The sequence below is a fragment of the Loktanella sp. DJP18 genome, from assembly GCF_049310965.1.
In the GTDB taxonomy this organism is placed as follows: domain Bacteria; phylum Pseudomonadota; class Alphaproteobacteria; order Rhodobacterales; family Rhodobacteraceae; genus Loktanella.
Map to the genome: position 1 here is coordinate 1 of NZ_JBMERN010000032.1, position 24,014 is coordinate 24,014.

Genomic DNA, 24,014 nt, shown 5'->3' on the forward strand with positions numbered 1-24,014 from the left:
TGTTGGCGGTCCCCGCCTCCTCTGCCGCGGCAGAGCCGTCCAGCATCCGGGCGATCCGCGCGGGATCGGCCGCGACAGCTGTCACCGTGTCCGAGGATTGCGCCAAGGCGTCATGTGCCACCCGCATTCAGGCCACCCTTTCCATCGCTACGGCGCGAGGCGCGTGCAGCAGGTCGCGCCAGCGGTCGCTGACGGCATCCAGCGTGAAGGCAGGATTGCCCGTCACGGTCGGTCTGTTCGTGCGCCAAGCGGTCAACCGCGCCAGAATCGCGGCGTCGTCAGAGGCATCCAGCAACTGACCGGGGCTGCTCACGACCTCTGCATTCGCGCCGATGGCGTCGTGGGCCAGCACCGGCAGGCCGACGGCCTGCGTCTCGGCCATGACCAGGCCGAATGTTTCGGAGAAATGCGTCTGCGGGTAGAACAGGCACAGCGCCCGGCGCATCTGCGCGATCAACGCGCCGTGCGGCAGCGCGCCAAGAAAGGTGACGCCGTCCGGCACCGGGCCGGTGTCCCACGCCAGATAGCCAGGGTCCGCGACCGCAAGGGTCAACGTCGGGATCGCCGCCCGCGCGGCGCGGAAGCGCGCAAAGACCTGCGACAGCCCCTTGTGCGGTGAACTGGCGAACAGCAGGCGGTCGGGATCGTGCGGCGTGCCGTCAGGGGCCAGTCCCCGTGCAATCGGGTTGTGGATGTGGCTGATCGCAAGCGCCGGCCCATCGGACAGAAAACGGCGCAGCGATGTCGCGTGACTGGCCGAGACGCAGACGACCTCGACCCCCGCGTCCGCCAGCGCCTGCGCCATCGGTCGATTGTGGCGACCGGGGTGAATATGCAGCCAAAGAACGATGCGCGCGTCAGGGTGCGCCTTGCGCAGCTTGCAGGCCACTTTCCAGGCGTTGATGACGACAATGGTCGGGGCGACGCCGGGCGCAAAGGCGTCCTCTAACGGCCGCATCCAGCCAGCGGCGGTGTCCTCTGCAAAAGTCCGTCCGCGCTGGAAATGCACGACGGCGATATCGCGGGACAGGGCGGTCGTGACCCTTAAGACCGTCGCCTCGGTGCCGCCCAGCCCGCCGGCCAGCAGCGCGTCAGGCGCATAGCCGCGCGCGCAGCAGGGATCGACGAGCGCGATCATTCCGCGGCCACGGCGCGTGCAGCACCCCCTTTTGACAGCGCGCGTCCCACAGCGTCACGGGTGGCGTCGGTCATCGGCATGTCGCGCGCCGCCAGATGCGCCGGGTTGCTGACGAAGGCCAGATCGAGGTCCGGCAGGTCCACCGGGACCGGATCGACCCGCCCTTCCGTCCGCCACTGGCGCACCTTGTCCCAGACCATCGCGCGATCGGTCTTGCGCCGCGAACTGTCGTAGTCGGTGTCCTGCGACTGGGTCAGGCTGTCGGATGTCTCGATTTTGGTCAGCAGCAGTTCCTGCACGATCCAGATGATCTCTCCATTGAACATCAGGCGGTTGCGGAATTCGCGATCCTCTTCGATGCAGGGGGCAAAGCCCCCGTTGCGGGCCAGAAGTTCCTGCCGGAACAGGCCCGAGTTGATGTGTGTCCATTCGCCCGGCACCTGCCCGCCCATCTGCATGTTGGGAAACACGTCGTCGAACAGCGACAGGTCGCGCCGGATCGGCACCCGCCGTCCGTCGGGCAACACCAGTTCATGCTGCACCAAAGCGGCGCCGACCTGAAGAACCGACCCCGGCTCATGCCCGACCATCCGCCAGTTCAGACATTCGTGCGCGCCGATGGAGGGCTGCGACAGGATGCGGACCTGATGCAGGACCTTGTCACGATGCGGAATGTCGTCGGAATCGTGGAACGTCACCGCGTCGCCATTGGTCAGAAGCAGACCCGCGTTCTTGGCCTGCGCCGTGCCGACATTCTGCGCCAGACGGACATAGGTAAAACGCGGATCGTCGAAGTGGCGAGCCAGCCGGGCCTGCGTGTCGTCGGTGCCGCCGTCGTCGATGACAGTGACGTGGCACTTCCACCACGACTGGTCGAGCGCTGCGCGCACGGCGGTGTCGATGAGGTGCGCGCGGTTGTGGGTCGGGATGATGATGTCGACGGACAGGTCGGTCATGGTCAGACTCCGGTAGGGGATGTGGTGACGCGCAGGCGGTAGCGGTCCAGCGTGCGGGCGGTGGCCCACGCGGCGGGCAGCGGCAGCAGCAGGGCGGCGACAGCGCCGGTCACGACCCAGCCCTGCGCCAACGCCTGCGGCAGAAGCAGGGCAGCCGCCGTGAACAGCACGAGGCTGGTCGCAGGCACGTGGCCGACGCGATTCGCGGTCCCCGATTTGTCGGTCACGGCAAAGGGCAGCGACCGGCCGATCATCGCCTCGAGCGTGGCGCAGGCCGCCACGGGGGCCAGTGCGATCCGGTGGCAGATGGCAGCGGCGCGGATAGCAGGCCCGGTCCGCACCGGTCTCCCCTGCCCCATCAATCGCGAGGCGATGTCGATCAGCGTCAACCAGACAGAGGCACCGGCCAGCAGGACCAGCGCGTCGCCGCCGCGCCCGGTGGCAAGGCCGACCAGCAGCGCCACCACCGGCAGCAGGGACAGGTTGATCCAGGCCGTCAATTGCGACACGATGGCCGCGCGCTTGCGCCAGCCCAGCCCGCCCTGCCCCGCCAGAAGTGCAGGCGCATGGGCGATCAGCGTCTGCAGATTGCCACTGGCCCAGCGATGCCGCTGGCGTTCAAGGTCGCGCAGCGAGAACGGCAGCAGACCGCGACCGACGATCCGGCCGATGAAGCGGCCGGTAAAGCCCATGCGGCACAGCCGTACGCCAAGGTCCGCGTCTTCTGTGATGGTGCGGCCCGACCAACCGTCGACGGCGCGCAGGGCCTCTACCGAGATGACACAAAGCGTGCCGGTCAGCAGCACAGCCTCGGCCACGTCGGCCATGCGGGCGCTGGTCTGGAAATACTCCGCCAGTTCCGCGTCGATTCCGTCCGCGACCCCGTCACAACCGGAATAGGCCTGCGGAAACTGGACATAGTCCGCGCCGGTCAGGTCCAGCGCCATTGCGGCCTGCGTCAGAAAGCGGGGGCCGACGCTGTAGTCCGCATCGACGGTCACGACATGCGTGGCGTCCGGGCGGGCCACCGACAGCGCGATATTCAACGCGCCGGCCTTGGCCCCCACGACGCCGGTGCGGTGCAGAAACCGAAAGCGATCGCCCAGTCCGTCGCAGACGTCGCGCACCGGCTGCCACAGCGCCGGGTCGGTGGTGTTGTTGTCGATCACGATGACTTCGTAGTCCGCCGCGGGCCAGTCCTGCGCCGCAAGCGCATGCAACGTCGCAGTGACCAGCGCCGGCGGCTCGTTATGGGTTGCGACATGGACCGTGAACACCGGACGCTGTGACATCCGGCCCTGATCGGGGATGCGCAGGTCGCGGCGCGCGGACCAGAACCGCATGCCGAGGCCCGCGACCTGAAGGGTCACCAGCAAGCCGCACAGCAGCGTCACGGGTCCGGGCAGGACCAGAACGCACAAGCAGAATACTGCCACGACGATTGGCAGGACGAACATCGCTATCCTCCACAAGGGGCGACAGAGCATTTCAAGGGAATTAAGGTCGTCTCAATATGTGCGATAAACGCCGAACCCGAGGGTCGGTTCCATCCGACAGGCCGCCAACACCCCCCCGGTTGCGCCAGTTAAGGATGCCACGCGCGGCGACTACCGGCATCAAACTGAATTGATGGATCGGAAATCAGCGTTCCGGGAACCAGGAAGTATCCATCTCGGCATAGCGATCCCGGAAATCCGACATCTCCGCCAGTTCATCCTCGCGCAGGATCTGCAAGCCAGAGCCGTGCCGCAGGATGTAGCCGTCTTCCTCCATCCGGATGAAGGTGCGGCTGATGTAGACATTCGTCAGCCCAAGATAGTCGCCGATCTGGCTCTGCGTGAGCGGCAGGCGAATCGTGTCCGTCATCTTGTGGTTGGTGATCCGCAGGCGCGCGATCAGGTCGAGCAGCATGTAGGCCACGCGTTCCTGCGCCTTCATCCGGCCCATCGCGCGCAGCAGGTCGATGAAGACGACCTGATCGCGCAGACCGATCGACAGCAGCAGCGCCGACAGGCGGGGAGATTCGCGCAGGATGACGTCGAGGGACGATTTCGGAAAAGGGCAGAGGATCACGCTTTCAGCCGTGCGCAACGTCGTGGTGATCCGCTTCAGGGCAATGTCGGGAAAGCCGATGATGTCGCCGGGGTGGTGGATCTTGACGATCTGGCGGCGCCCGTCGGGCAGGTCCGTGTAGCTGAACAGCCAGCCTGTCTTGACCACGAAAAGATCCGTTGCCGTATCGCCGTTCTGATAGATTTCGACACCGTCGTCAAAACCGCGTTCCGTCTTTTCAAGTGAGGCAAGATGGTCCTTGTCGCCTTCGCTGAGCGCAATGTAATGCGACAGCTTTGTCACGAGGCAACTGGAATGGGTGGACATGGCAAACCTTTGGTACGTGTTCAAAGCGCCCTATCGCACCGGCGATGGGCTGGTCGGTCATTGACGGTAGCGTGAGTATATCGGGTTTGGCCAGACCGAAGGCTGATCCCGCCGATTTTCCCGCCGCACGCAGCGCAGCCCCCAAGTGGCGACAACACCGGACTGACCCTGCGGAACCATCCCGCGCAACCGGCGTTTGCACACAGGTTTCAGGCAGACAAGGGACGGAACATGGCTTCGCGCGCGCTCTGGAAGGGTCAGTTGCGACTTTCACTGGTATCCATCCCGGTCGAAATTCATTCGGCGACCAGGACGTCGTCCCGGACGTCGTTCCGACAGATCCACGAACCCAGCGGCAAGCCGGTGAAGTATGAGAAGACCGTCGCGGGCATCGGTCCCATCGATGCGAAGGAGATCGTGAAGGGTTACGATACCGGCGAAGACTCCTTCATACTGATCGACCCGGAGGAGCTGGAGGCGATCCGGCTTGAGACGAAGAAGACATTCGAGATGGTGCAATTCGTGGACGCCTGCGAAATCTCGCCGCTTTATTTTGACAAGCCCTATTACATCGTGCCGACCGACGATCTGGCACAGGATGCGTACCGCGTCATCCGCGATGCACTGCGCACGGCGGGCAAGGTCGGGCTGGGGCAGTTCACCATGCGCGGCAAGGAATATCTGGGTGCCGTCAAACCCTGCGGCGACGGCCTGCTGATGGAAACGTTGCACTACGCGGACGAACTGCGCGACGCCGAACCGCTGTTCAATGACATTGCGGACGACACGTCCGACAAGGACCTGCTGGAGGTCGCGACCGCTCTGATCGACCGCAAGTCCGGGCCATTCGATGCGACCGCCTTCACCGATCACTACGCGGTCGCGCTGCGGGACCTGATTGCCGCCAAGCGCAAGAACAAGAAGACCAAGCACGTCGCGACCGCCGACGACGCGGCACCGCATGGCGAAAACGTCGTCGACCTGATGGCCGCGCTGAAGCAAAGCCTGAAAGGCACGAAAGCTCAGGCGAAAACACCCGCAAAAGGCGGACGCAAGAAGGCGTCCTGACATGGCTCGCACGTCCGACCGCCGAAATTCCGACCCGTTGGCCGACTACAATGCAAAGCGCGACTTTGAGCTGACGCAGGAACCGCGCGGCACGGTGGCGCAGGCCGATGCGCAGGGGTTGCGGTTCAACGTGCAAAAGCACGACGCCCGCCGCCTCCACTACGATTTCCGCCTTGAATGGCAGGGTGTGCTGCTGAGCTGGGCCGTCACGCGCGGCCCCAGCACCGACCCCGGCGAAAAGCGTCTGGCCGTCCGCACAGAAGATCACCCGCTGTCCTACCGCGACTTCGAAGGCACGATCCCCGCCAAGGCCTACGGTGGCGGCACGGTGATGCTGTGGGACGAAGGGCTGTGGCTGCCGGAAAACGACCCCGCAGAGGGGCTGAGGCAAGGCAAGCTGGGCTTTACTTTGCAAGGCCACCGGATGCGGGGAAGCTGGGCGCTGGTCCGCATGAAGTCCAAAGGCGAAAAGCGCGAGAACTGGCTGCTGATCAAGCACCGCGACAGCATGGCCGGCGATGACCCGGATGATCTGACCGAACGCCATGACACCTCTGTCAGCACGGGCCGGACGACGGCGCAAATCGCATCGGGGGCAAAGGCGCGGCCGCCAACCAGACCGGCACCAGTGCAGACCGGCAAGCGTCCGGCCTTTCGTAAACCGCAACTCGCCACCCTGGTCGGCGACGCGCCGACCGGCGACGGTTGGATCTTCGAGACGAAGTTCGACGGCTACCGATGTCTGGCCGCACTCGGCAAGGGGGGTCCGCGCCTGTGGACCCGCAACGGCCACGACTGGACGGACCGCTTCAAGGCGCTTGCGACAGCCTTCGACGACCTGCCCTGCAAGGCCGCCCTGATCGATGGCGAGGTCATGGCCCGGCGCGTCGCAGGGTCCGCCTTTTCGTCTTTGCAGGCCGCGCTGAAGGGTGGGCAGCCACTGGTGTTCTACGCCTTCGACCTGCTGTCGCTGGATGGCAAGGACCTGACGGGACTGCCGCAGACCGATCGCAAGGCAAGACTGGAAAAGCTGCTGGCCGGGGTGGCGGACGATGGGCCGCTGCGGATCAGCACCCATATCGCGGGCAACGGAGCAGAGATCCTCGCCCATGCCTGCAAGACCGGGGCCGAGGGCATCATCGCCAAGCGCGCCGCCGCGACCTACGCAGGGCGGCGCACGACCGACTGGCTGAAACTGAAATGCACGAAGCGGCAGGAGTTCGTGGTCGGCGGCTACTCTCCCTCGGACAAGAAGGGCCGGCCCTTTGCGTCGCTGTTGGTCGGCGAACATACTAAGGACGGCCTGCGCTATCGCGGGCGGGTGGGGACCGGGTTCAAGGAGGCCGATTTCGCCGCATTGACCGCCGCCTTCAAGGGGCGCAAGACCAGTCCCTTTGGCGACGTACCGCAGGACATTGCGTCAGGCGCGCAGTGGGTGTCGCCCAAGGTCGTGATCGAGGTCGATTTCGCGGAATTGACGACAGACGGCCACATCCGCCACGGGGCCTATCTTGGCCAGCGGCACGACAAGGATGCAGCCGATGTGACCTTCGAAGCACCAAAACGCACGCCCGGGTCGGGTAGCGACAAGGTCACGGTCGCAGGCATCGCTGTCAGCAACGCCGACCGCCTGATCTTTCCCGGCACCGCGATCACCAAGGGAGACCTTGCGCACTACTACGACCGCGCGGGCGAACGCCTGCTGGCCATCGCCGGACGGCGGCCCCTGTCCCTGCTGCGCTTGCCCGAGGGGCTGAACGGCGAGCGGTTCTTTCAGAAACACGCCGGCGCGGGGTTCCCCAAGGCGCTGCACCGGATCGAGATTGCGGACAACAGTGGGACGCCGGCGACATATGTCGATGCGACGCGGCCCGCAGCCTTTGTCGCGGCAGCACAGATGGGGACGGTCGAATTTCACATCTGGGGCGCGCGCACCGACCGGCTGGACCGCCCCGACCGGCTGGTCTTCGACCTCGACCCCGACGAAGGGTTGGGATGGGACGACGTGCGGCGGGCCGCCTTCGATCTGCGCGACCTGCTGACGGACATGGAACTTGCCCCCGTGGCCGTCGTGACAGGCGGCAAGGGCGTGCACGTCTGCGTCTGCCTGCGTCGCACGCGGGACTGGGACACGGTCAAGCTTTTCTCCAAGACGCTCGCGCATTTGCTGGCAGAGCGTGAGCCGGACCGCTTTACCGCCACCATGTCGAAGGCAAAGCGCAAGGGTCGCATCTTCATCGACTGGCTGCGCAATGAACGCGGGTCCACGGCCATCGCGCCCTATTCGGTGCGGGCACGCCCCGGCGGCCCGGTCGCGGTTCCGGTCACATGGGAGGAGTTGCATGACGTGGCCGGTGCCGATGCCTTCGACATCGTCGCGGCGACGGCCCGCCTGGATGCGCCCTGCCCCTATCTTGCCGCGCTGTCAGCGCCCCGGTCACTGACCGAGGGGACGATCGACAAGCTTGCGAAATTGATGACCTGACTGCCGCAAACGGGCGGCGCGGTCGTGTATCAGACGATGCCGCTGCTGCCCGGTGCCGCGGCCGGTCGCATCCCGGTCACCTGCGCGCGATAGCCAGAGGCCCGGAACGCGGCGACCGGATCGATGGCACAGCCCTTTTCATGTCGCGCCATGGCCAGAATGGGCTCTACATCCGTGCGGAACGCCGACTTCAGTGCGGACTGCGCCAGCAGCGCGTCGTTCGCGTCCTGTGCCTGCATCAGTGCCGCACGGTCCACCAGAAGCGCCTGCGCGTAGGCGCGCTGCACTTCCATCGCCGAGGACATCAGGCTTTCGATCGGGTCGGTGACGTTGTGGCTTTGGTCCAGCATGTGCATCGGATCGAAGCCAGGCGCGCCGTCCGCATCCACCAGCTCGTTGAAGACCAGAAACAGCCGGTAAGGGTCGATGCTGCCTGTATCCAGATCGTCGTCGCCATACTTGCTGTCATTGAAGTGGAAACCACCCAGTTTGCGCGCATGGACAAGCCGGGACACGATCATCTCGATGTTCACGTTGGGGGCGTGGTGGCCAAGGTCCACAAGGCAGAACGCCCGGTCGCCCAGGTGTTGCGCGATCATCAGGTTGGTGCCCCAGTCCTGCACCACTGTGGAATAAAACGCCGGTTCATACATCTTGTGTTCGGTGAACAGCCGCCAGTCGGCGGGCAGCCCCGCATAGACCTGCGCCGTCGCGTCCAGATAGCGGTCGAACTGCCGCGCGAAATTCACCTGTCCCGGAAAATTCGACCCGTCGCCCACCCAGATCGTCAGCGCCTTCGACCCGATGGCCTGCCCCAGCGCGATGCATTCGAGGTTGTGGTCCACCGCCTGCGCCCGCGTCGCGGCGTCGGTGTGGGACAGCGAACCGAACTTGTAGCTGTGGGCCTGCCCTGCCTGATCCTGAAAAGTGTTGGAATTCATCGCATCGAAGCTCAGCCCGACCTGATCTGCCTTGGCCATCAGGTCGGCGGGGTCGGCCTTGTCCCAGGGGACATGCAGCGACACCGAGGGCGTGGCCCCGGTCAGCTGATGGATCACGCCGCAATCGTCGAGTTTGTCGAAGATGCCGCGCGGCTCTCCGCCGCCCGGAAAGCGCGCAAATCGGGTGCCGCCGGTGCCCACGCCCCAGCTTGGCACGGCCACACCATAGGCGGCCACCTTCGCCTTGATGGCATCGATGTCGACGCCGCGCCGGTCAAGGCGTTCGCCAAGGCTGTCGTAGTCGGCGCGCAGATCGGCCGCGGCACTGGCATTGGCGGCGGTGATGGTGTCCTGATCGATCACGGCGGTCTCCTCCCCCCAAAATTCAGCGCGTGAACGCCTGCACGTTGCCCGCATCCACGTTGATGATGTTGCCCGTCGATTTCGACGACAGGTCCGAAGCGAGAAAATAGGCGGCCTCGGCGATATCTTCCGGGAGGACGGAGCGTTTCAGCATGGACCGCTGGCGATACATCTCCTCCAGCCCGTCCTTGTCGCGTCCATAGGTGCTGGCCCGCTGGTCCAGCCATTCGCCCGACCAGATTTTCGACCCGCGCAAGACCGCATCGGGGTTCACGACATTGACGCGGATGCCGGCCTCGGCCCCTTCCAGCGCCAGACACCGGGCCAAGTGGATTTCCGAAGCCTTGGCCGTGCAATAGGCCGAGGCATTGGGCGAAGCGGCAAGCCCGTTCTTGGACGCGACGAAAACCACAGCGCCGCCCAAGTTCTGCACGCGCATGACCTTGAACGCTTCCCGGCTGACGAGAAAATATCCTGTGGACAGGATCGCCATGTTGCGGTTCCACATCTCGAGCGTCGTGTCCTCGACCGGGGCGGATGACGCGATGCCCGCATTGGACACAAGGATATCGACGCCGCCGAAGGCCACCGCCATGTCGGCATAGGCCGCCGCCACCGCATCCTCATCCGTCACGTCCATCACGACGGTCCGCACGACATCGGCCCCAAAGCGATCCGACAGCACCTTGGCCGTGTCGCCAAGGGCGGCTTCGTCGATGTCGGCCAGCATGACGCAGGCCCCTTCGGACAAATAGCGTTGCGCCGTGGCCGACCCGATGCCGCCTGCCCCGCCGGTGACCAGCGCTACGCGGCCCGCCAATGCCTTCGGTTTCGGCATGCGTTGCAGCTTCGCCTCTTCCAGCAGCCAGTATTCGATGTCGAAGGCTTCCTGTTCGGGCAGGCCCTGATAGGTGCTGACGCCATCCGCGCCGCGCATCACGTTGATCGCGTTGACGTAGAATTCGCCGGAAATGCGGGCCGTCGCCTTGTCCTTGGCGAAGGTGATCATGCCGACACCCGGCACGAGGTAGACGACCGCGTTGGGATCGCGCAGCGCCGGGCTGTCGGGATGCTTGCAGCGGGCATAATAGGCTGCGTAGTCGTCCCGGTAGGCGGCGACAGCGGCCGGCAGGCCCGCAAGCGTGGCATCGACGTCAGGGTGCGCCGGATTGAAATCCACCACCAGCGGGCGGATCTTCGTGCGCAGAAAGTGGTCAGGGCAGGACGTGCCGAGGGCCGCCAGCCGTTCCATGTCCTGCGCGTTCACGAAATCGAGGACGGCATCGCTGTCGTCGAAATGGCCGACCATATGCTGCTGGCCCGACACCATGCCGCGGATCGCGGGCATCAGGCGGGTCGCGGTGGCGTGGCGGTCCGCCTTGGGCAAGCTGTCGTGCCTGACGCCGCCGAAAGCCGGTTTGCCTGTCAGTTGTCCGTCGAACCAGTCCATCGCCTTCTGGATGATGTCCAGAGTCAGAAGATAGCAGGCCTTGGCATCGTCGTCCCAAGTGAACAGCCCGTGGCTTTCCAGCACGACCCCCTTGGCGTCGGGGTTCCGTTCGCAGAAGTCGGACAGCCAAAGGCCGAGTTCGAACCCCGGTTTCTTCCACGGCAACCAGCCGATGACGTCGCCGAAGATCGCTTGCGTCAGCGCCTTGCTGTTCACGCTGGCGGCGATGGCGATGATCGCGTCCGGGTGCATGTGATCGACGTGCTGGCGCGGCACATAGGCGTGCAGCGGCGTGTCGATGGAGGCGGCACGGGTGTTCAAGTTGAAGGTCGCGTGCGGCAGGTAGCCCACCATCTCGTCCTCGAACGCCAGCCCGCGATACAGACCTTTCAGGCTGCGCAGCTTGTCCATGTAAAGCGTGGCGAAACCGTCCATCTGGATCGACCCGACATCGCCGCCGGACCCTTTGACCCACAGGACCTCGACCTGCTCGCCCGTCAGCGGATCGGGCTGCATGACCTTTGCCGAGGTATTGCCACCGCCGTAATTCGTGATTCGCTTGTCCGATCCCAGAAGGTTCGACCGATACAGCAGCAGTTCCGGCTGCGTCATCCCGGCCGACTTGCCGTCATCCCACTTGTTTTCAAGACGCTGCGGCGCGGTTTTGTCGGTCATGATCGGCCCTCCCGTGGGCTCTTGGCCCGATACGTGTTGGCCCAGAACCTGCGGCAGGTGAGTCACTATGTCAATCACAACCGATCATCAACGATCATGCTGCACCGCAGAGTGATTGGTTATGAAAATTAATGATTGACGCATGGTGGTTTGCATCGCAGTCTGTCGTCCAATCGAGAGGAGGGTTCCATGCACGAAAAAGAACGTCACCGTGTCATTCTCTCAGCCATTCAGGACCGGCCGGTGGTAACCGTGATCGACCTGTGCAGTTTGACCGGCGCATCCGAGGCGACGATCCGTCGCGACATCGCCACCCTGCACATGCAGAAGAAACTGCGCCGTGTGCGGGGCGGTGCCGAGGCCATGTCGCCGCAGACCTTCACCGGGCTGGCGGGCCGTCCGTTCGCGCTGAACGAGACGATCAACATCGCGGCCAAGCAGGCGATCGCACGGGCCGCGGTGGACTTGTGCCAGGACGGCGAGCCGATCATCATCAACGGCGGCACGACGACGTTCCAGATGGTGCATCCGCTGGCCAGCAAGCGGATGCAGGTCTTCACCAACAGCTTTCCCATCGCGGAACACCTGCTGAAACACTCGCGCAACACGATCATGCTGTCGGGGGGTGCGATCTACCGCGAACAGAACATCATCCTGTCGCCTTTCGACAACGACGTGACCCGCAACTTCTATGCCCGTCGCATGTTCATGGGCGCGCAGGGCCTTGGCCCGCTGGGTCTGATGGAGGCGGACCCCCTGCTGATCCAGGCTGAACAGAAGCTGATCGGTCAGGCCGACGAATTGATCGTCCTGGTCGACAGCTCCAAGTTCGCAAACCGGTCCAGCCTGTTGCTGTGCCCGCTGGCCCGCATCGACACGGTCATCACCGATGACCGGATCACCGACCGTGACGCCGCCATGCTGGAGGCGGCGGACGTCACGCTGATCGTCACGACACCGGGGTCTGCCGCTGCGCAGGCCACGGCGACCTGAACCCGGGCGCAGGCCCGTCACGCAATATCTGGGAGGATGACATGCGTATTATCAAGACTTTGATTTCGGGGACCGCCCTGGCGGCTGCCCTGATCGCCAGCCCGGCCATGGCGCAGGACAACGTCCGCATCGCGCTGGTGGTCAAGGCGCTTGGCATCGGCTTTTTCGAAGCCGCAGCCAAGGGGGCCGAAGAGGCTGCCGCCGAACTGGGCAACGTCGAGGTGATCTATACCGGCCCGACCGACACCACGGCCGAAGGCCAGATCGAGGTCATCAACAGCCTGATCGCCCAGAACGTCGACGCCATCGCGATTTCCGCCAACGATACCGATGCGCTGGTCCCGGCCCTGAAGAAGGCGATGGACCGCGGCATCACGGTCATCAGCTGGGATTCCGGTGTCGCCCCCGAAGGCCGCGAGATGCACCTGAACCCCTCGTCCAACCCGCTGATCGGCAACATGATCATCAAGCTGGCTGCCGATCATTTGCCCGACGGCGGTGACGTGGCGGTTCTGTCCGCCACCACAACCTCGACCAACCAGAACACCTGGATCGAGGAAATGACCAAGGTGCTGCCGGACTATCCGGGCATCAACGTCGTCGGCACCGTCTATGGCGACGATCTGGCCGACAAGTCCTACCGCGAGGCGACGGGTCTGATGCAGACCTACCCCGACCTCAAGGCGATCATCGCGCCGACCTCTGTGGGCATCGTCGCCGCAGCACAGGCGGTCGTGGACGCGGGCAAGGTCGGGCAGGTCAACGTGACCGGTCTGGGTCTGCCGTCGGAGATGGCCGGGGCCATCGAATCCGGCGCGTCCCAGTCCTTCGCGATCTGGAACCCGATCGACCTTGGCTATTCCGCCACGATGCTGGCCTTCCAGTTGGCCACGACGGATATCGAGGCTGCACCCGGTGTGGAAATCCCGATGGGCCGCATGGGCAGCCTGACGCTGGACGACAACAACGAAGGCGCGATGGCCGATCCGTTCGTTTATGACGCCACCAACATCGAAGAGTTCAAGTCGATCTTCTGATCCTTGCCTCCGTCCCAAGACCGGCCCCGGCGCGCATCGCCGGGGCCACCTTTCCGACCGAAAGCCCCCCTCATGTCCGATGTTCCCGTCCTTGCCCTTGACGGCATCACCAAGACCTTTCCCGGTGTCGTGGCCTTGGACAAGGTGCGGCTGGCGCTTTACCCCGGTCAGGTCACGGCGCTGATCGGCGAGAACGGCGCAGGCAAATCTACGGTCGTCAAGACGCTGACTGGCATCTATCGGCCCGACGGCGGGCAGATCCTGCTGGACGGGCAGCCTGTGCAATTCACCACGGCGCATGACGCCGCCCATGCAGGTATCACGGCGATTCATCAGGAAACGGTGCTGTTCGACGAGCTGACGGTCGCCGAGAACATCTTCATCGGGCATGCGCCGCGCACGCGGTTCGGCCTGATCGATGTCGCCCGCAGCCAGCGCGAGGCCAAGGCATTGCTGGACGGCATCGGCGCGCGGCTTGATCCGGCAGCCAGGCTGCGCGACCTCGGGATCGCATCGAAGCACCTTGTCGCCATCGCCCGCGCGCTGTCCATCGACGCGCGGGTCGTCATCATGGACGAGCCGACCGCTGCGCTGAGCCAGAAGGAGATCGAGGAGCTTTACAGGCTGGTCGAACACCTGAAGGCCGAAGGCAAGGCGATCCTGTTCATCAGCCACAAGTTCGACGAGATCTTTCGCATCTCCGACCGCTACACCGTGTTCCGCGACGGGCAATTCGTGGGCGACGGCATGATTGCCGACGTCGATCAGGACGCTTTGGTGCAGATGATGGTCGGCCGGTCGGTCGATCAGATCTTTCCGCCCCGCACCCACACGCCGGGCGATGAATTACTGAAGATCGTGGGCTATTGCCACCCGACCGAATTCGCCGACATCACCTTCAGCCTGCGTCAGGGTGAAATCCTCGGCTTTTACGGCCTTGTCGGCGCGGGCCGGTCGGAACTGATGCAGGCGCTGTTCGGCATAACCACGCCGTCCAAGGGCGTATGCCGGATCGACGACAGGATCACCGTCATCCGATCTCCCGCCGACGCCATCGCGGCGGGCATCGTCTATGTGCCAGAGGATCGCGGCAGGCAGGGGGCCATCACCGCCATGCCGATCTTTCAGAACGTCACGCTGCCGTCGCTACGCAAAACATCGCGCCACGGCTTTCTGCGGATGGCCCAGGAATTCGCGCTGGCACGGGAGTATACCGAACGGCTAGACCTGCGGGCCGCCAGCCTCGATCAGGATGTGGGCAACCTGTCGGGCGGCAACCAGCAGAAGGTCGTGATCGCGAAATGGCTGGCGACCCAGCCGCGTGTCATCATCCTGGACGAGCCGACCAAGGGCATCGACATAGGGTCCAAGGCGGCCGTCCACAGCTTCATGACGGAACTTGCGGCGGCGGGGCTGAGCGTGATCATGGTCAGCTCTGAAATCCCAGAAGTGCTGGGCATGTCCGACCGCGTCATCGTCATGCGCGAGGGACGCATGGTCGCGGAACTGACAGGCGACGATCTGACCCCCGAAACACTGGTCCGGCACGCCGCCGGGATCGGGCGGGCGGCCTGATGCTTGTCACTTTCCTGAAATCGAGAGAAGCGATTCTGACCGGCGCGCTGTTGCTGTTGCTGGCGCTGATCGCGTCGCGCTTTCCCGCCTTCGTGGCGCCACGCAATCTTGCGGCGGTGTTCAACGACACGGCCCCGCTGATCATCCTCGCCTTGGGGCAGATGGTCGTGATCCTGACGCGCTGCATCGACCTGTCGGTCGCGGCCAACCTTGCGCTTTGCGGCATGGTCGCGGCCTTGCTGAACGTCGCGGTGCCAGGGTTGCCGGTGGTCGTCATCATTGCCGCCGTAACGGCGCTTGGCGCAGTGCTCGGCGCTTTCAACGGCATCCTCGTGTGGAAGGTCGGCATCCCGCCCATCGTCGTGACGCTGGGCACCCTGACGATCTTTCGCGGCCTCATCTTCCTGATCTCCGACGGCAAATGGATCAACGCGCACGAGATGACAGCTCCTTTCAAGGCCCTGCCCCGCGCCGACATCCTCGGGTTGCCGGTGCTGTCCTGGCTGGCGATCCTGATGATCGCAGGCTTTGCCCTGCTGATCGGACGCATGCCGCTGGGGCGATCGTTCTTTGCCGTGGGCGGTAACCCGCACGCCGCCGTCTATACCGGCATCGACGTGGGCCGCACGCAGTTCATGGCCTTCGTGTTGTCGGGCGCACTTGCCGGGCTGACTGGCTACCTTTGGGTCGCACGCTATGCCGTGGCCTATGTCGACATCGCCGCCGGGTTCGAGCTGGACGTGATCGCCGCCTGTGTCATCGGCGGAATCTCGATCGCGGGCGGGATCGGGTCGGTGGGCGGCGCGGTGCTGGGCGCGCTGTTCCTTGGCATCATCAAGAACGCGCTGCCCGTCGTGAATATCTCTCCCTTCTGGCAAATGGCGATTTCCGGGGCCGCGATCATCATCGCCGTCACGCTCAATGCAAGGTCGAGCCGCCCCAAGGGCCGCCTGATCCTGCGCAAGGCAGAGGCCACCACATGACTGACACCCCCCTGATCCGCCACCTGCCCGACCGCCTGACGACGCAGCGGCAGCGCCTGATCCGAAGCTGGGAGGTGTTGCTGCTGGCCGTCGCCGTGGCGATCTTCATCTTCAATGCCCTCGCCTCGCCCTATTTCCTGAACGTCTGGAACCTGTCGGACGCGACCTTCAACTTCACAGAAAAGGCGATGATCGCCTTCGCGATGGCGCTGCTGATCATCGCGGGAGAGATCGATCTGTCAGTCGCGGGCATCATCGCGCTTGCGTCCACGGCGATGGGCTGGGCCGTGCAGTTCGGCACCGGCACGCCGGGACTGGTGTCGATCGGACTTGGCACCGGCCTGCTGTGCGGCGCGTTCAACGGCCTGCTGGTCACACGGCTTGCCTTGCCGTCCATCGTCGTCACCATCGGCACGATGAGCTTGTTTCGCGGTATCAGCTTCATCGTGCTGGGGGACGGAGCCTACAACGGCTACCCGGCCAGCTTTGCCTGGTTCGGACAGGGCTACGTCTGGTGGGTCTTCACGGTCGAGATCGTGATCTTCGCCTTGCTGGCCATCGGTTTCGGCGTGCTTCTGCACCGCACCAACTTTGGCCGCGCGGTCCAAGCCATCGGCAACAATCCGACGGCGGCGCTGTTCAGCGGCATCCGCGTGCCGCGGGTCAAGTTCATCCTGTTCCTGCTGACCGGCTTCATGTCCGGCCTCGCCGCCGTCTGCCTGACCTCGCGCCTGGGCTCCACCCGGCCCAGCATTGGACTGGGGATGGAGCTTGAGATCGTGACGATGGTGGTGCTGGGCGGGGTCAGCATCCTTGGCGGGTCCGGCACCATTCCCGGCGTCGTCATTGCGGCTTTCGTCATGGGCCTCGTCACTTTCGGTCTGGGCCTGCTGAACGTGCCGGGGATCGTCATGTCGATCTTCATCGGCGCGCTACTGATCGGCGTCATCGCCCTGCCCCGCCTGTTCGCGATGATCCGCAGATGAGCGAGAAGCACGCCTTTGCCATGCGATTGAAGCCGGGTTGCGCGGCGGACTACAAGGCACGCCACGACGCGATCTGGCCAGAGCTGGTGGCGTTGCTGCACGCGGCAGGCGTCAGCGACTATTCGATCCACCTCGACCCCGCGACCAACGTCTTGTTCGGCGTGCTGTGGCGGACGGACGATCTCGGCATGGACGCGCTGCCACAGACGGAGGTGATGCAACGCTGGTGGGACTGGATGGCCGACCTGATGGAGGTGAACCCCGACAATTCGCCCAAGGTCACAGACCTGCAGACCGTCTTTCACCTGCCATGACGCCGCGCCATGTCGCCGTCATCGATATCGGCAAGACCAACGCAAAGCTTGCCCTTGTGGACCTTGCAACCGAAGCCGAGATTGCCGTCGTCACCCGCGCCAACACCCCGCGCGCCGGCCCGCCCTATCCACATTTCGATGTGGAAGGGCATTGGAATTTCATCCTCGACGCACTGGCCGGATTCCACGCGGACCACGGTGTCGATGCGATCTCGGTGACGACCCACGGGGCCTGCGCCGTGCTGCTGGACGCTGACGGTGACCTTGCCGCCCCTGTGCTGGATTACGAACACGACGGCCCGGACAAGGTGGCCGCGGCCTATGATGCGATCCGGCCAGATTTCGCGATGACCGGGTCGCCGCGCCTGCCGGGCGGGCTAAACCTTGGCGCGCAACTCCACTGGCTGTTCGATCGCGATCCGTCGCTGCTGGCGCGGACCGCGAGCATCGTGACCTACCCGCAATACTGGGGCTTTCGCCTGACGGGCGCGCTGGCGACGGATGTGACCTCTCTGGGCTGCCACACGGACCTGTGGTGTCCGGACAGCGGCACCGTCTCGCCCCTTGTCGCGACACTCGGGATCCGTGGCAAGCTTGCGCCGCCGCGTCACCCGATGGACCGCCTCGGCAAATTGACGCCCGCCGTCGCGGCGCGCACCGGATTGCCCGCCAAGACGTCGGTCGCCTGCGGCATTCACGATTCGAATGCCTCGCTTTTTCCGCATCTGATCCGCCGAGAAGCCCCCTTTGCCGTCGTCTCGACCGGGACCTGGGTCATCGCCCTGGCGGTCGGCGGCGCGGATGTGAAGCTGGATGCGGCGCGCGACACGCTGATGAACGTCGCAGCAACGGGTCAAGCCGTCCGGTCGGCACGGTTCATGGGCGGCCGCAGTTACGATCTACTTACGGCAGGCCGGCACGTCGACCCGAGCCTCGCAGAGATGGAGGCGGTCGTTGCCCGCAGGATCATGCTGCTGCCCTCGGTCGTCGCGGGTTCGGGCCCGTTTCCGCACGCTGGGGCACGCTGGATCAACGACGAACCGGCAGAAGGAACTGGCCTGCGGGCGGCGGCGGTCGGATTTCATCTGGCGTTGATGACGCAGACCTGCCTGTCGCTGATCGGCGCGCGCGGGCCCACGGTGGTCGAAGGCGCGTTTTCGCGCAACACGGCGTTTCTGACCATGCTGGCTGCTGCGTCAGGCCGAGACGTCATCGCGACGGCGTCCAGCACCGGGACGAGCCTAGGAGCAGCGCTGCTGCTCTCTGACGGCCGCGCTCCTCACCCCGCCCCGCAAGCGATCGTCACCCCACCCGGCACAGCCTGGGCCGAATACGCTGCCCAGTGGCAGAGAACGACGCGGCACAGCGACGCTTGATTGGCGGAAGCACCATGAAACTGGAATTTGTACCTTCCATTTCCAATGTCTCGCGCCGGCACTACCAATCAGGTCGCTGGCCGGGACGGCCTTGTGGGCGTCACCCTTGATCCGCTTGCCCGTCAGCAGGCAACGGACATGTCGGACGACGCTGCGAAGTTCGCGCGGAAGCGAACGGTTGTGGTCTCAGGTTTCGCGCAACGAAGGTGGCCGCGCGTCGACCCAGACACCCTGCGCAGCACCCGATGCCGCGACGGCGTGAACGGCGGCCATGGATCGCAAGCCGTCTTCGGCCACAGGGAACAGACCGGTGCCGGCGGGCGCGCCCTGCCCCGTCTGTCGCGCGCGGATCGTGGCCGCCAGATCGGCATAGATGTTTGCAAAGGCCAGTGGCATGCCTTCGGCGTGGCCGATCGTGACGCGGCTGGCGGCGTCGGCCTCTGGCGACAGGCCTGCCTCTCCGCGTTCGATGACCTGCACGCGGCCACCGGTGGGCGTCCAGAACAGCTGGTTCGGCTGTTCCTGCGACCAGCGCATGCCGCCCTTTTCGCCGAACACCTGCAGGGTCAGCCCGTGCATCCGCCCGACCGCCACGGAGGACGTCCACAGCCGTCCCACGGCGCCGCCGTCCATGCGGAAGTTGACCATGGCGTCGTCTTCCAGTTGCCGGGACGGGATGGTGGAGGCGATATCTGCCGAGAGCTTCGTCACATTCTTGCCCGTGACGAAGCTTGCCATGTGCAACGCATGGATGCCGCAGTCGGCGAACTGCGCCGAGACGCCTGCCTGTGCCGGGTCGTACCGCCAGCGCACACGCGGATTGTCGGCGTCGGCGGCGTCCGCATGGTGCCCATGGGCAAATTCGGCGACCACGACGCGGACGCGGCCCAGATCGCCTCGCGCCACCATCGCCCGCATGTGCCGCACGAGGCTGTAGCCGGAATAGCCGTAGTTCACGGCGCAGATGCGGCCGGTGTCACGAGAGGTGGCGGCGATGTCCTCGCCTTCCGCGACGGTCATGGTCATCGGCTTTTCGCACAGAACGTCGAAGCCTGCCGTCAGGAACGCCTTGGTGATCTCGTAATGGCTCGCGTTGGGCGTGGCGATTGTCACCAGATCAAGGCGCCCGTCAACGCGGTCGCGCTCATGCGCCAGCATGTCCTGCCAACTGCCATACGCGCGGTCAGGGTCCAGCCCCAACGTCTGGCCATAGGCGCGGCCCGCGTCGGGACGATGATCCAGCGCCCCGGCGACAAGGTCGAACAGACCGTCCAGACGCGCACCAAGTCGATGCGCCGGGCCGATCTGGCTGCCTTCGCCGCCACCGATCAGACCCCAGTTCAGTTTTCCCATGATCGATTCCCTAGGTATCGCCGACCGTGACCCACTGGCCCGTCTCGGCTGCGTTGAAAAAAGCCTCGGTTACCTCGGCCACGGCCAGACCGTCGGCAAAGGTGGGCCAGACGGGCTGGCCCGTATGGATGGCCTGCAGGAAATCCCGCGCTTCGATGATGATCTGATCCTGATAGCCCGTGCCGTGCCCCGGTCCCTGGCAAAAAGGTTCGTAGTCCGGGTGGGCTGGGCCGGTCAGGATCTTGCGAAAGCCGCGCTGCGCCGCGGGTCCTTCGGCCAGATAGAGCCAAAGCGCATTCTGATCTTCCTGATCGAAGCGGATCGCACCCTTCGTTCCCGTCACCTCATAGGCGTAGCCCATCTTGCGCCCGGTCTGCACACGACTGGCAAACAGATGGCCCATGACGCCGCTGGCGAACCGCACGAGGGCATGGACCTGATCGTCGTTCGTCACCGCCCCGCCCGGCCTGTCCGCATGGACGGTTTCCAGATCGGCGGTCAGTCTGGCAATCGGTCCCATCAGCGCCAGCGCCATGTTCACGAGGTGCGGCGACAGATCGCCCACGGTGCCGTTGGCGCGGCCATGACTGCGCAAGGTGGCAGGGGTGGCGGGATCGGCGTCGAAATCCTCTGTGTGTTCCCCGCGGAACCAGACGATGCGGCCCAGCGCGCCGTCCGCGATCAGCCGACGCGCGTATTGGGTCGCCGGCGTGCGGGCATAATTGAAGCCGATCATGTTGGCACAGGCGCGGTCGGCAGCGGCCTTCACCATCGCGCGGGCATCCGTGATCGACGCCCCCAAGGGCTTTTCGCAGAAGACGGGCTTGCCTGCGGCAAAGGCCGCAAGGGCGATATCCCGGTGGGTGGCCTGTGGCGATGCGATCCAGATCGCACCGACCTTCGGGTCGGCCACGACGTCGCGCCAGCTGTCGATGGCCCGCGCAAATCCATACGCGGCCCTGTAGCGTTCCGCACTGGTGGCAGAGGTGGCACAGATCAGCTCCAGCCGGGGCCGCAACGCCGTGTTGAACACGGCCCCCACGGCAGAAAGCGCGACCGCATGGGCCTTGCCCATGTAGCCGCCGCCGATCAATCCCACGCCGATCTCGGCCATAAATTGCGCCCCCCTGTCCCCAGATCGACGGTAGGCATCGGCACGCCCGCTTGCCACGAAAATCGCAAGCGCTGCGTGGAATCTATCGGGCATGAAAGAAAGCTATCGGCTGGATGGCAAAAGACCTCAAATCCCTTGCCGGTGCGGTGGCGGGCGCACATCCTGTCGGCGGAACAGCAAACGTAGGATGCGTATCATGGATTGGCCTGCAGGCCCTGTCCTTGTCATCGGTCGCGCGGGCATGGACCTCTATGCCGATCCGCCCGGCGCGCGCATTGCGCAGGCTGACCGCTTCACGACGGCCCTGGGCGGGTCCGCCGCCAATATTGCCGCCGGTCTGGCGCGTCAGGGTGTCCGCGTCGGCCTGCTGGGGTGTTACGCTGACGACGATGTGGGTGCTTTCATCGCGGCACAGCTTGACGCCTACGGGATCGACCGCCGCCACATGCGCGCTGTGTCGGGGGCGAGCCGCAATTCCCTTGCCATCGTGGAAACCCGGATGGAGATGGGGCGGGTGCTTTATCGCAACGGGGCGGCCGATCTGGCATTCTCAGACCATGATGTGGCCGGGGTGGACTGGTCCGCATGGGCCGTCGTCGTGACGACCGGCACGGTGCTGGCATCCGAACCCGCCCGCAGCGCGACATTGCAGGCCTTGCAAGCGGCGCGCGATGCCGGGTTGCGGCTGGTGCTGGACATCGACTGGCGCCCCGAAAGCTGGACCAGCACCGATGATGCCCGCGCCATCACGGCCCGGGTGGCCGCAATGTGCGATATCGTGGTCGGAAACGACGACGAATTCGCAGTGCTTGCAGGGACTTACGACAGCGGATTGGACGCGGCGCGGGGATTGGTGGCCAAGGGTGCCGCGCTTGTCGTCTACAAGATGGGGGAAAAGGGTGCCGTGGCCCTGACCCCGGGTGCCGAACACCGCAGCGGCATCTGGCGCGTTGACGCGATAAAGCCCGTAGGGGCAGGTGACGGGTTTCTGGCGGGTCTGCTGGCCGGACTCTCTGCCGGTCACGAACCGGCCGCTGCCGTCCTGCGCGGGGCCGCTACCGCCGCGATAGTCGTGGCGAACGTGGGCTGCGCGCCCGCAAGCCCCTCTACCTTTGCCCTCGACCTCTTCATGTCCACACATTCCCATCCGCCGGAGACCTAGATGCACATTCCCCCTTTCGACAACGAGAACCGCGCCATCGTGGGCGAAAATCACCCTCTGGTGCCGCTGACCTATTTCAACATCGTCAAACTTACACGTGGCCAGATTTTCGACTATCGCCTCGGTGCCTATGAAACCTGCGTCGTGCCGGCCACGGGCACGGTCAGCGTGGACGTGGCGGGCCAGACCTTCGACGGCATCGGCCATCGCACGGGCGACGTCTGGGGCGGAGAGCCGGAAGGGGTCTATGTCCCCACCGACACCCCTGCCCGCCTGACCTGCCGGTCCGATGCGGCCGAGGTGTTCGTCGCGGGCGCGCGCTTTGCCGAGACACTGACGCCGTTCGCTGTGCGCGCCGATCAGCTTGACTGCGTGCAATACGGGTCGGACGAGACCAAGACCCATCGCAAGATCAAGCACATTCTTGGGGCGCAATACCACGACCGGGTCGGCCGCCTGCTGGTGTCGGAGTTGTTTACCGTGGGTGCCGGCGGCTGGTCCGGCTTTCCCAGCCACAAGCACGACACCGACCGCCTGCCCGATGAGACCCGTCATGACGAGACCTACAACTTCCGGTTCAAACCCGACCACGGGTCCGGGGTGCAGATGTTGCAGCGCGAGGACGGAAAGCCGGGTGACGCCTATCACATCGTCGACGGGTCCACGATCTGCATCGACAAGGGCTATCATCCCTGCGCGGTGCTGCCGGGATACGAGATGTATTACTTCACGATCCTCGGCGGGTTGTCGCAGCGCAGCCTGAAGCAATACTTTCAGCCCAGCCATTCTGACCAGCTGCACACGATTCCGGGGATCATGGACATGGTTGCCAAGTTCAAATGACCCGCGCGACGCTGACCGATGTCCTAGGTCCGACGCATGCGGTCGCGGGCTTTGTCTGTCTGGGGTGGGAAGATGCCAGGGCCTACGTCGCGGCCGCCGAAGCGGAACAGGCGCCGGTCATCCTGCAGGCCGGCCCCGGCGCGCGGGCGCACATGCCGCTGGCGGTCTGGGGCGCGATGCTGGGGGCATTGGCGGATGCAGCCACCGTGCCGGTCGTCGTGCATCTGGACCACGGCGAGAGCGTCGCAATGTGTGAGGCGGCAATCGCCGCCGGATTCACCAGCGTGATGTTCGATGGATCGGCTCTGCCGCTGGCCGACAACACGGCGCAGACCGCGCGGATCGCCACACTGGCCCACGCAATGAGCGTCAGCTGCGAAGGCGAGATCGGGTTTGTCGGCTATGCTGCCGGTGCTGCTGGGCGTGGCACCGATCCTGCAGAGGCAGCGCAATTCGCGGACCGCACCGGCGTCGATGCGATGGCGGTGTCCGTCGGCAACGTGCATCTGGTGCAAGCCGACGCGGTGCCGCTGGATGAAGACCTGATCGCCGCGATCCGTGCAGTGACGACCACGCCGTTGGTGATCCATGGCGGATCGGGCGTGCCGGCGGATCAGCGCAGCGCACTGGCCCGCGCCGGTGCCGTCGCAAAGTTCAACATCGGCACAGAGATGCGTCAGGTCTGGGGGACTGCACTGCGCGACACGCTGAACGCGGATGCGACGCTCTTTGACCGCATTGCCATCCTGCGCGCGACCGAAACGCCTTTGGCGCTGGCCGCTGCACGGGTCATCGCGAGCCTGCGGTAACGGACCTGTCGCAA

At 65.1% G+C, this 24,014-nt stretch carries 20 protein-coding genes; 12 read left to right on the forward strand and 8 right to left on the reverse strand.

Annotated elements, in window-relative coordinates:
• Positions 1-127: 127 nt before the first annotated feature.
• The 4 genes from ACOI1H_RS11330 to ACOI1H_RS11345 all read right to left on the reverse strand — a co-directional run bounded on the left by ACOI1H_RS11330 (position 128) and on the right by ACOI1H_RS11345 (position 4,473).
• Entirely contained in the window at positions 128-1,138 is a 1,011-nt protein-coding gene (locus ACOI1H_RS11330) for a glycosyltransferase (RefSeq protein ID WP_422437529.1), read from the reverse strand.
• A complete protein-coding gene (locus ACOI1H_RS11335) occupies positions 1,135-2,094 on the reverse strand; it encodes a glycosyltransferase family 2 protein (protein ID WP_422437531.1) in 960 nt (319 codons plus the stop codon). Before ACOI1H_RS11335 ends, ACOI1H_RS11330 begins: the two co-directional genes overlap by 4 nt.
• Positions 2,095-2,096: 2 nt before the next feature.
• Positions 2,097-3,551, reverse strand: a complete 1,455-nt coding sequence (locus tag ACOI1H_RS11340) for a glycosyltransferase family 2 protein (protein WP_422437533.1) — start codon at positions 3,549-3,551, stop codon at positions 2,097-2,099.
• Positions 3,552-3,735: 184 nt separating this feature from the next.
• Positions 3,736-4,473, reverse strand: a complete 738-nt coding sequence (locus ACOI1H_RS11345) for a Crp/Fnr family transcriptional regulator (RefSeq protein WP_422437534.1) — start codon at positions 4,471-4,473, stop codon at positions 3,736-3,738.
• Between the two features lie 231 nt (positions 4,474-4,704).
• Between ACOI1H_RS11345 and ACOI1H_RS11350 the strand changes: the two genes are divergently transcribed.
• The gene (locus ACOI1H_RS11350; RefSeq protein WP_422437535.1) at positions 4,705-5,541 is read left to right on the forward strand and encodes a Ku protein; all 837 of its coding nucleotides are present in this window, start codon (positions 4,705-4,707) and stop codon (positions 5,539-5,541) included.
• A 1-nt stretch (position 5,542) separates the two neighbouring features.
• The gene (ligD, locus tag ACOI1H_RS11355; protein ID WP_422437537.1) at positions 5,543-8,026 is read left to right on the forward strand and encodes a DNA ligase D; all 2,484 of its coding nucleotides are present in this window, start codon (positions 5,543-5,545) and stop codon (positions 8,024-8,026) included.
• Between the two features lie 29 nt (positions 8,027-8,055).
• On the opposite strand, the gene rhaI is transcribed toward ligD, so the two are convergent.
• Positions 8,056-9,330 carry an L-rhamnose catabolism isomerase gene (gene rhaI, locus ACOI1H_RS11360; RefSeq protein ID WP_422437538.1) on the reverse strand — a complete coding sequence of 425 codons (1,275 nt, stop codon included), beginning with the start codon at positions 9,328-9,330 and terminating at the stop codon, positions 8,056-8,058.
• A 22-nt stretch (positions 9,331-9,352) separates the two neighbouring features.
• Positions 9,353-11,455, reverse strand: a complete 2,103-nt coding sequence (locus tag ACOI1H_RS11365) for a bifunctional rhamnulose-1-phosphate aldolase/short-chain dehydrogenase (RefSeq protein WP_422437539.1) — start codon at positions 11,453-11,455, stop codon at positions 9,353-9,355.
• A gap of 189 nt (positions 11,456-11,644) precedes the next feature.
• On the opposite strand from ACOI1H_RS11365, the gene ACOI1H_RS11370 reads away from it, so the two are divergent.
• The 7 genes from ACOI1H_RS11370 to ACOI1H_RS11400 all read left to right on the forward strand — a co-directional run bounded on the left by ACOI1H_RS11370 (position 11,645) and on the right by ACOI1H_RS11400 (position 18,719).
• The gene (locus tag ACOI1H_RS11370; RefSeq protein WP_422437540.1) at positions 11,645-12,448 is read left to right on the forward strand and encodes a DeoR/GlpR family DNA-binding transcription regulator; all 804 of its coding nucleotides are present in this window, start codon (positions 11,645-11,647) and stop codon (positions 12,446-12,448) included.
• A 41-nt stretch (positions 12,449-12,489) separates the two neighbouring features.
• On the forward strand, positions 12,490-13,485 hold the full coding sequence (gene rhaS / locus ACOI1H_RS11375) for a rhamnose ABC transporter substrate-binding protein (RefSeq protein ID WP_422437542.1): 996 nt from the start codon (positions 12,490-12,492) through the stop codon (positions 13,483-13,485).
• A gap of 72 nt (positions 13,486-13,557) precedes the next feature.
• Positions 13,558-15,060, forward strand: a complete 1,503-nt coding sequence (locus ACOI1H_RS11380) for a sugar ABC transporter ATP-binding protein (protein ID WP_422437543.1) — start codon at positions 13,558-13,560, stop codon at positions 15,058-15,060.
• A complete protein-coding gene (locus ACOI1H_RS11385; protein WP_422437544.1) occupies positions 15,060-16,043 on the forward strand; it encodes an ABC transporter permease in 984 nt (327 codons plus the stop codon). Before ACOI1H_RS11380 ends, ACOI1H_RS11385 begins: the two co-directional genes overlap by 1 nt.
• Positions 16,040-17,029 carry an ABC transporter permease gene (locus ACOI1H_RS11390; protein ID WP_422437546.1) on the forward strand — a complete coding sequence of 330 codons (990 nt, stop codon included), beginning with the start codon at positions 16,040-16,042 and terminating at the stop codon, positions 17,027-17,029. Before ACOI1H_RS11385 ends, ACOI1H_RS11390 begins: the two co-directional genes overlap by 4 nt.
• Positions 17,026-17,343: an L-rhamnose mutarotase gene (rhaM, locus tag ACOI1H_RS11395; protein ID WP_422437548.1), complete on the forward strand. Its 318-nt coding sequence runs from the start codon at positions 17,026-17,028 to the stop codon at positions 17,341-17,343. Before ACOI1H_RS11390 ends, rhaM begins: the two co-directional genes overlap by 4 nt.
• On the forward strand, positions 17,340-18,719 hold the full coding sequence (locus ACOI1H_RS11400) for an FGGY-family carbohydrate kinase (RefSeq protein ID WP_422437550.1): 1,380 nt from the start codon (positions 17,340-17,342) through the stop codon (positions 18,717-18,719). The genes rhaM and ACOI1H_RS11400 overlap by 4 nt, the downstream gene beginning before the upstream one ends.
• 186 nt (positions 18,720-18,905) lie before the next feature.
• Here ACOI1H_RS11400 and ACOI1H_RS11405 read toward each other — a convergent pair whose 3' ends face one another.
• Positions 18,906-20,072, reverse strand: a complete 1,167-nt coding sequence (locus ACOI1H_RS11405) for a Gfo/Idh/MocA family protein (RefSeq protein ID WP_422437552.1) — start codon at positions 20,070-20,072, stop codon at positions 18,906-18,908.
• Between the two features lie 10 nt (positions 20,073-20,082).
• Positions 20,083-21,186 carry a Gfo/Idh/MocA family protein gene (locus tag ACOI1H_RS11410; RefSeq protein ID WP_422437585.1) on the reverse strand — a complete coding sequence of 368 codons (1,104 nt, stop codon included), beginning with the start codon at positions 21,184-21,186 and terminating at the stop codon, positions 20,083-20,085.
• 196 nt (positions 21,187-21,382) lie between these two features.
• Between ACOI1H_RS11410 and ACOI1H_RS11415 the strand changes: the two genes are divergently transcribed.
• The 3 genes from ACOI1H_RS11415 to ACOI1H_RS11425 are packed head-to-tail and all read left to right on the forward strand — an operon-like array spanning position 21,383 to position 24,000.
• Positions 21,383-22,348: a PfkB family carbohydrate kinase gene (locus ACOI1H_RS11415; protein WP_422437554.1), complete on the forward strand. Its 966-nt coding sequence runs from the start codon at positions 21,383-21,385 to the stop codon at positions 22,346-22,348.
• The gene (locus tag ACOI1H_RS11420; protein WP_422437555.1) at positions 22,349-23,191 is read left to right on the forward strand and encodes a 5-deoxy-glucuronate isomerase; all 843 of its coding nucleotides are present in this window, start codon (positions 22,349-22,351) and stop codon (positions 23,189-23,191) included.
• Complete coding sequence (locus tag ACOI1H_RS11425) at positions 23,188-24,000, forward strand: class II fructose-bisphosphate aldolase (protein ID WP_422437557.1); 813 nt, start codon at positions 23,188-23,190, stop codon at positions 23,998-24,000. Before ACOI1H_RS11420 ends, ACOI1H_RS11425 begins: the two co-directional genes overlap by 4 nt.
• Positions 24,001-24,014 lie beyond the last annotated feature (14 nt).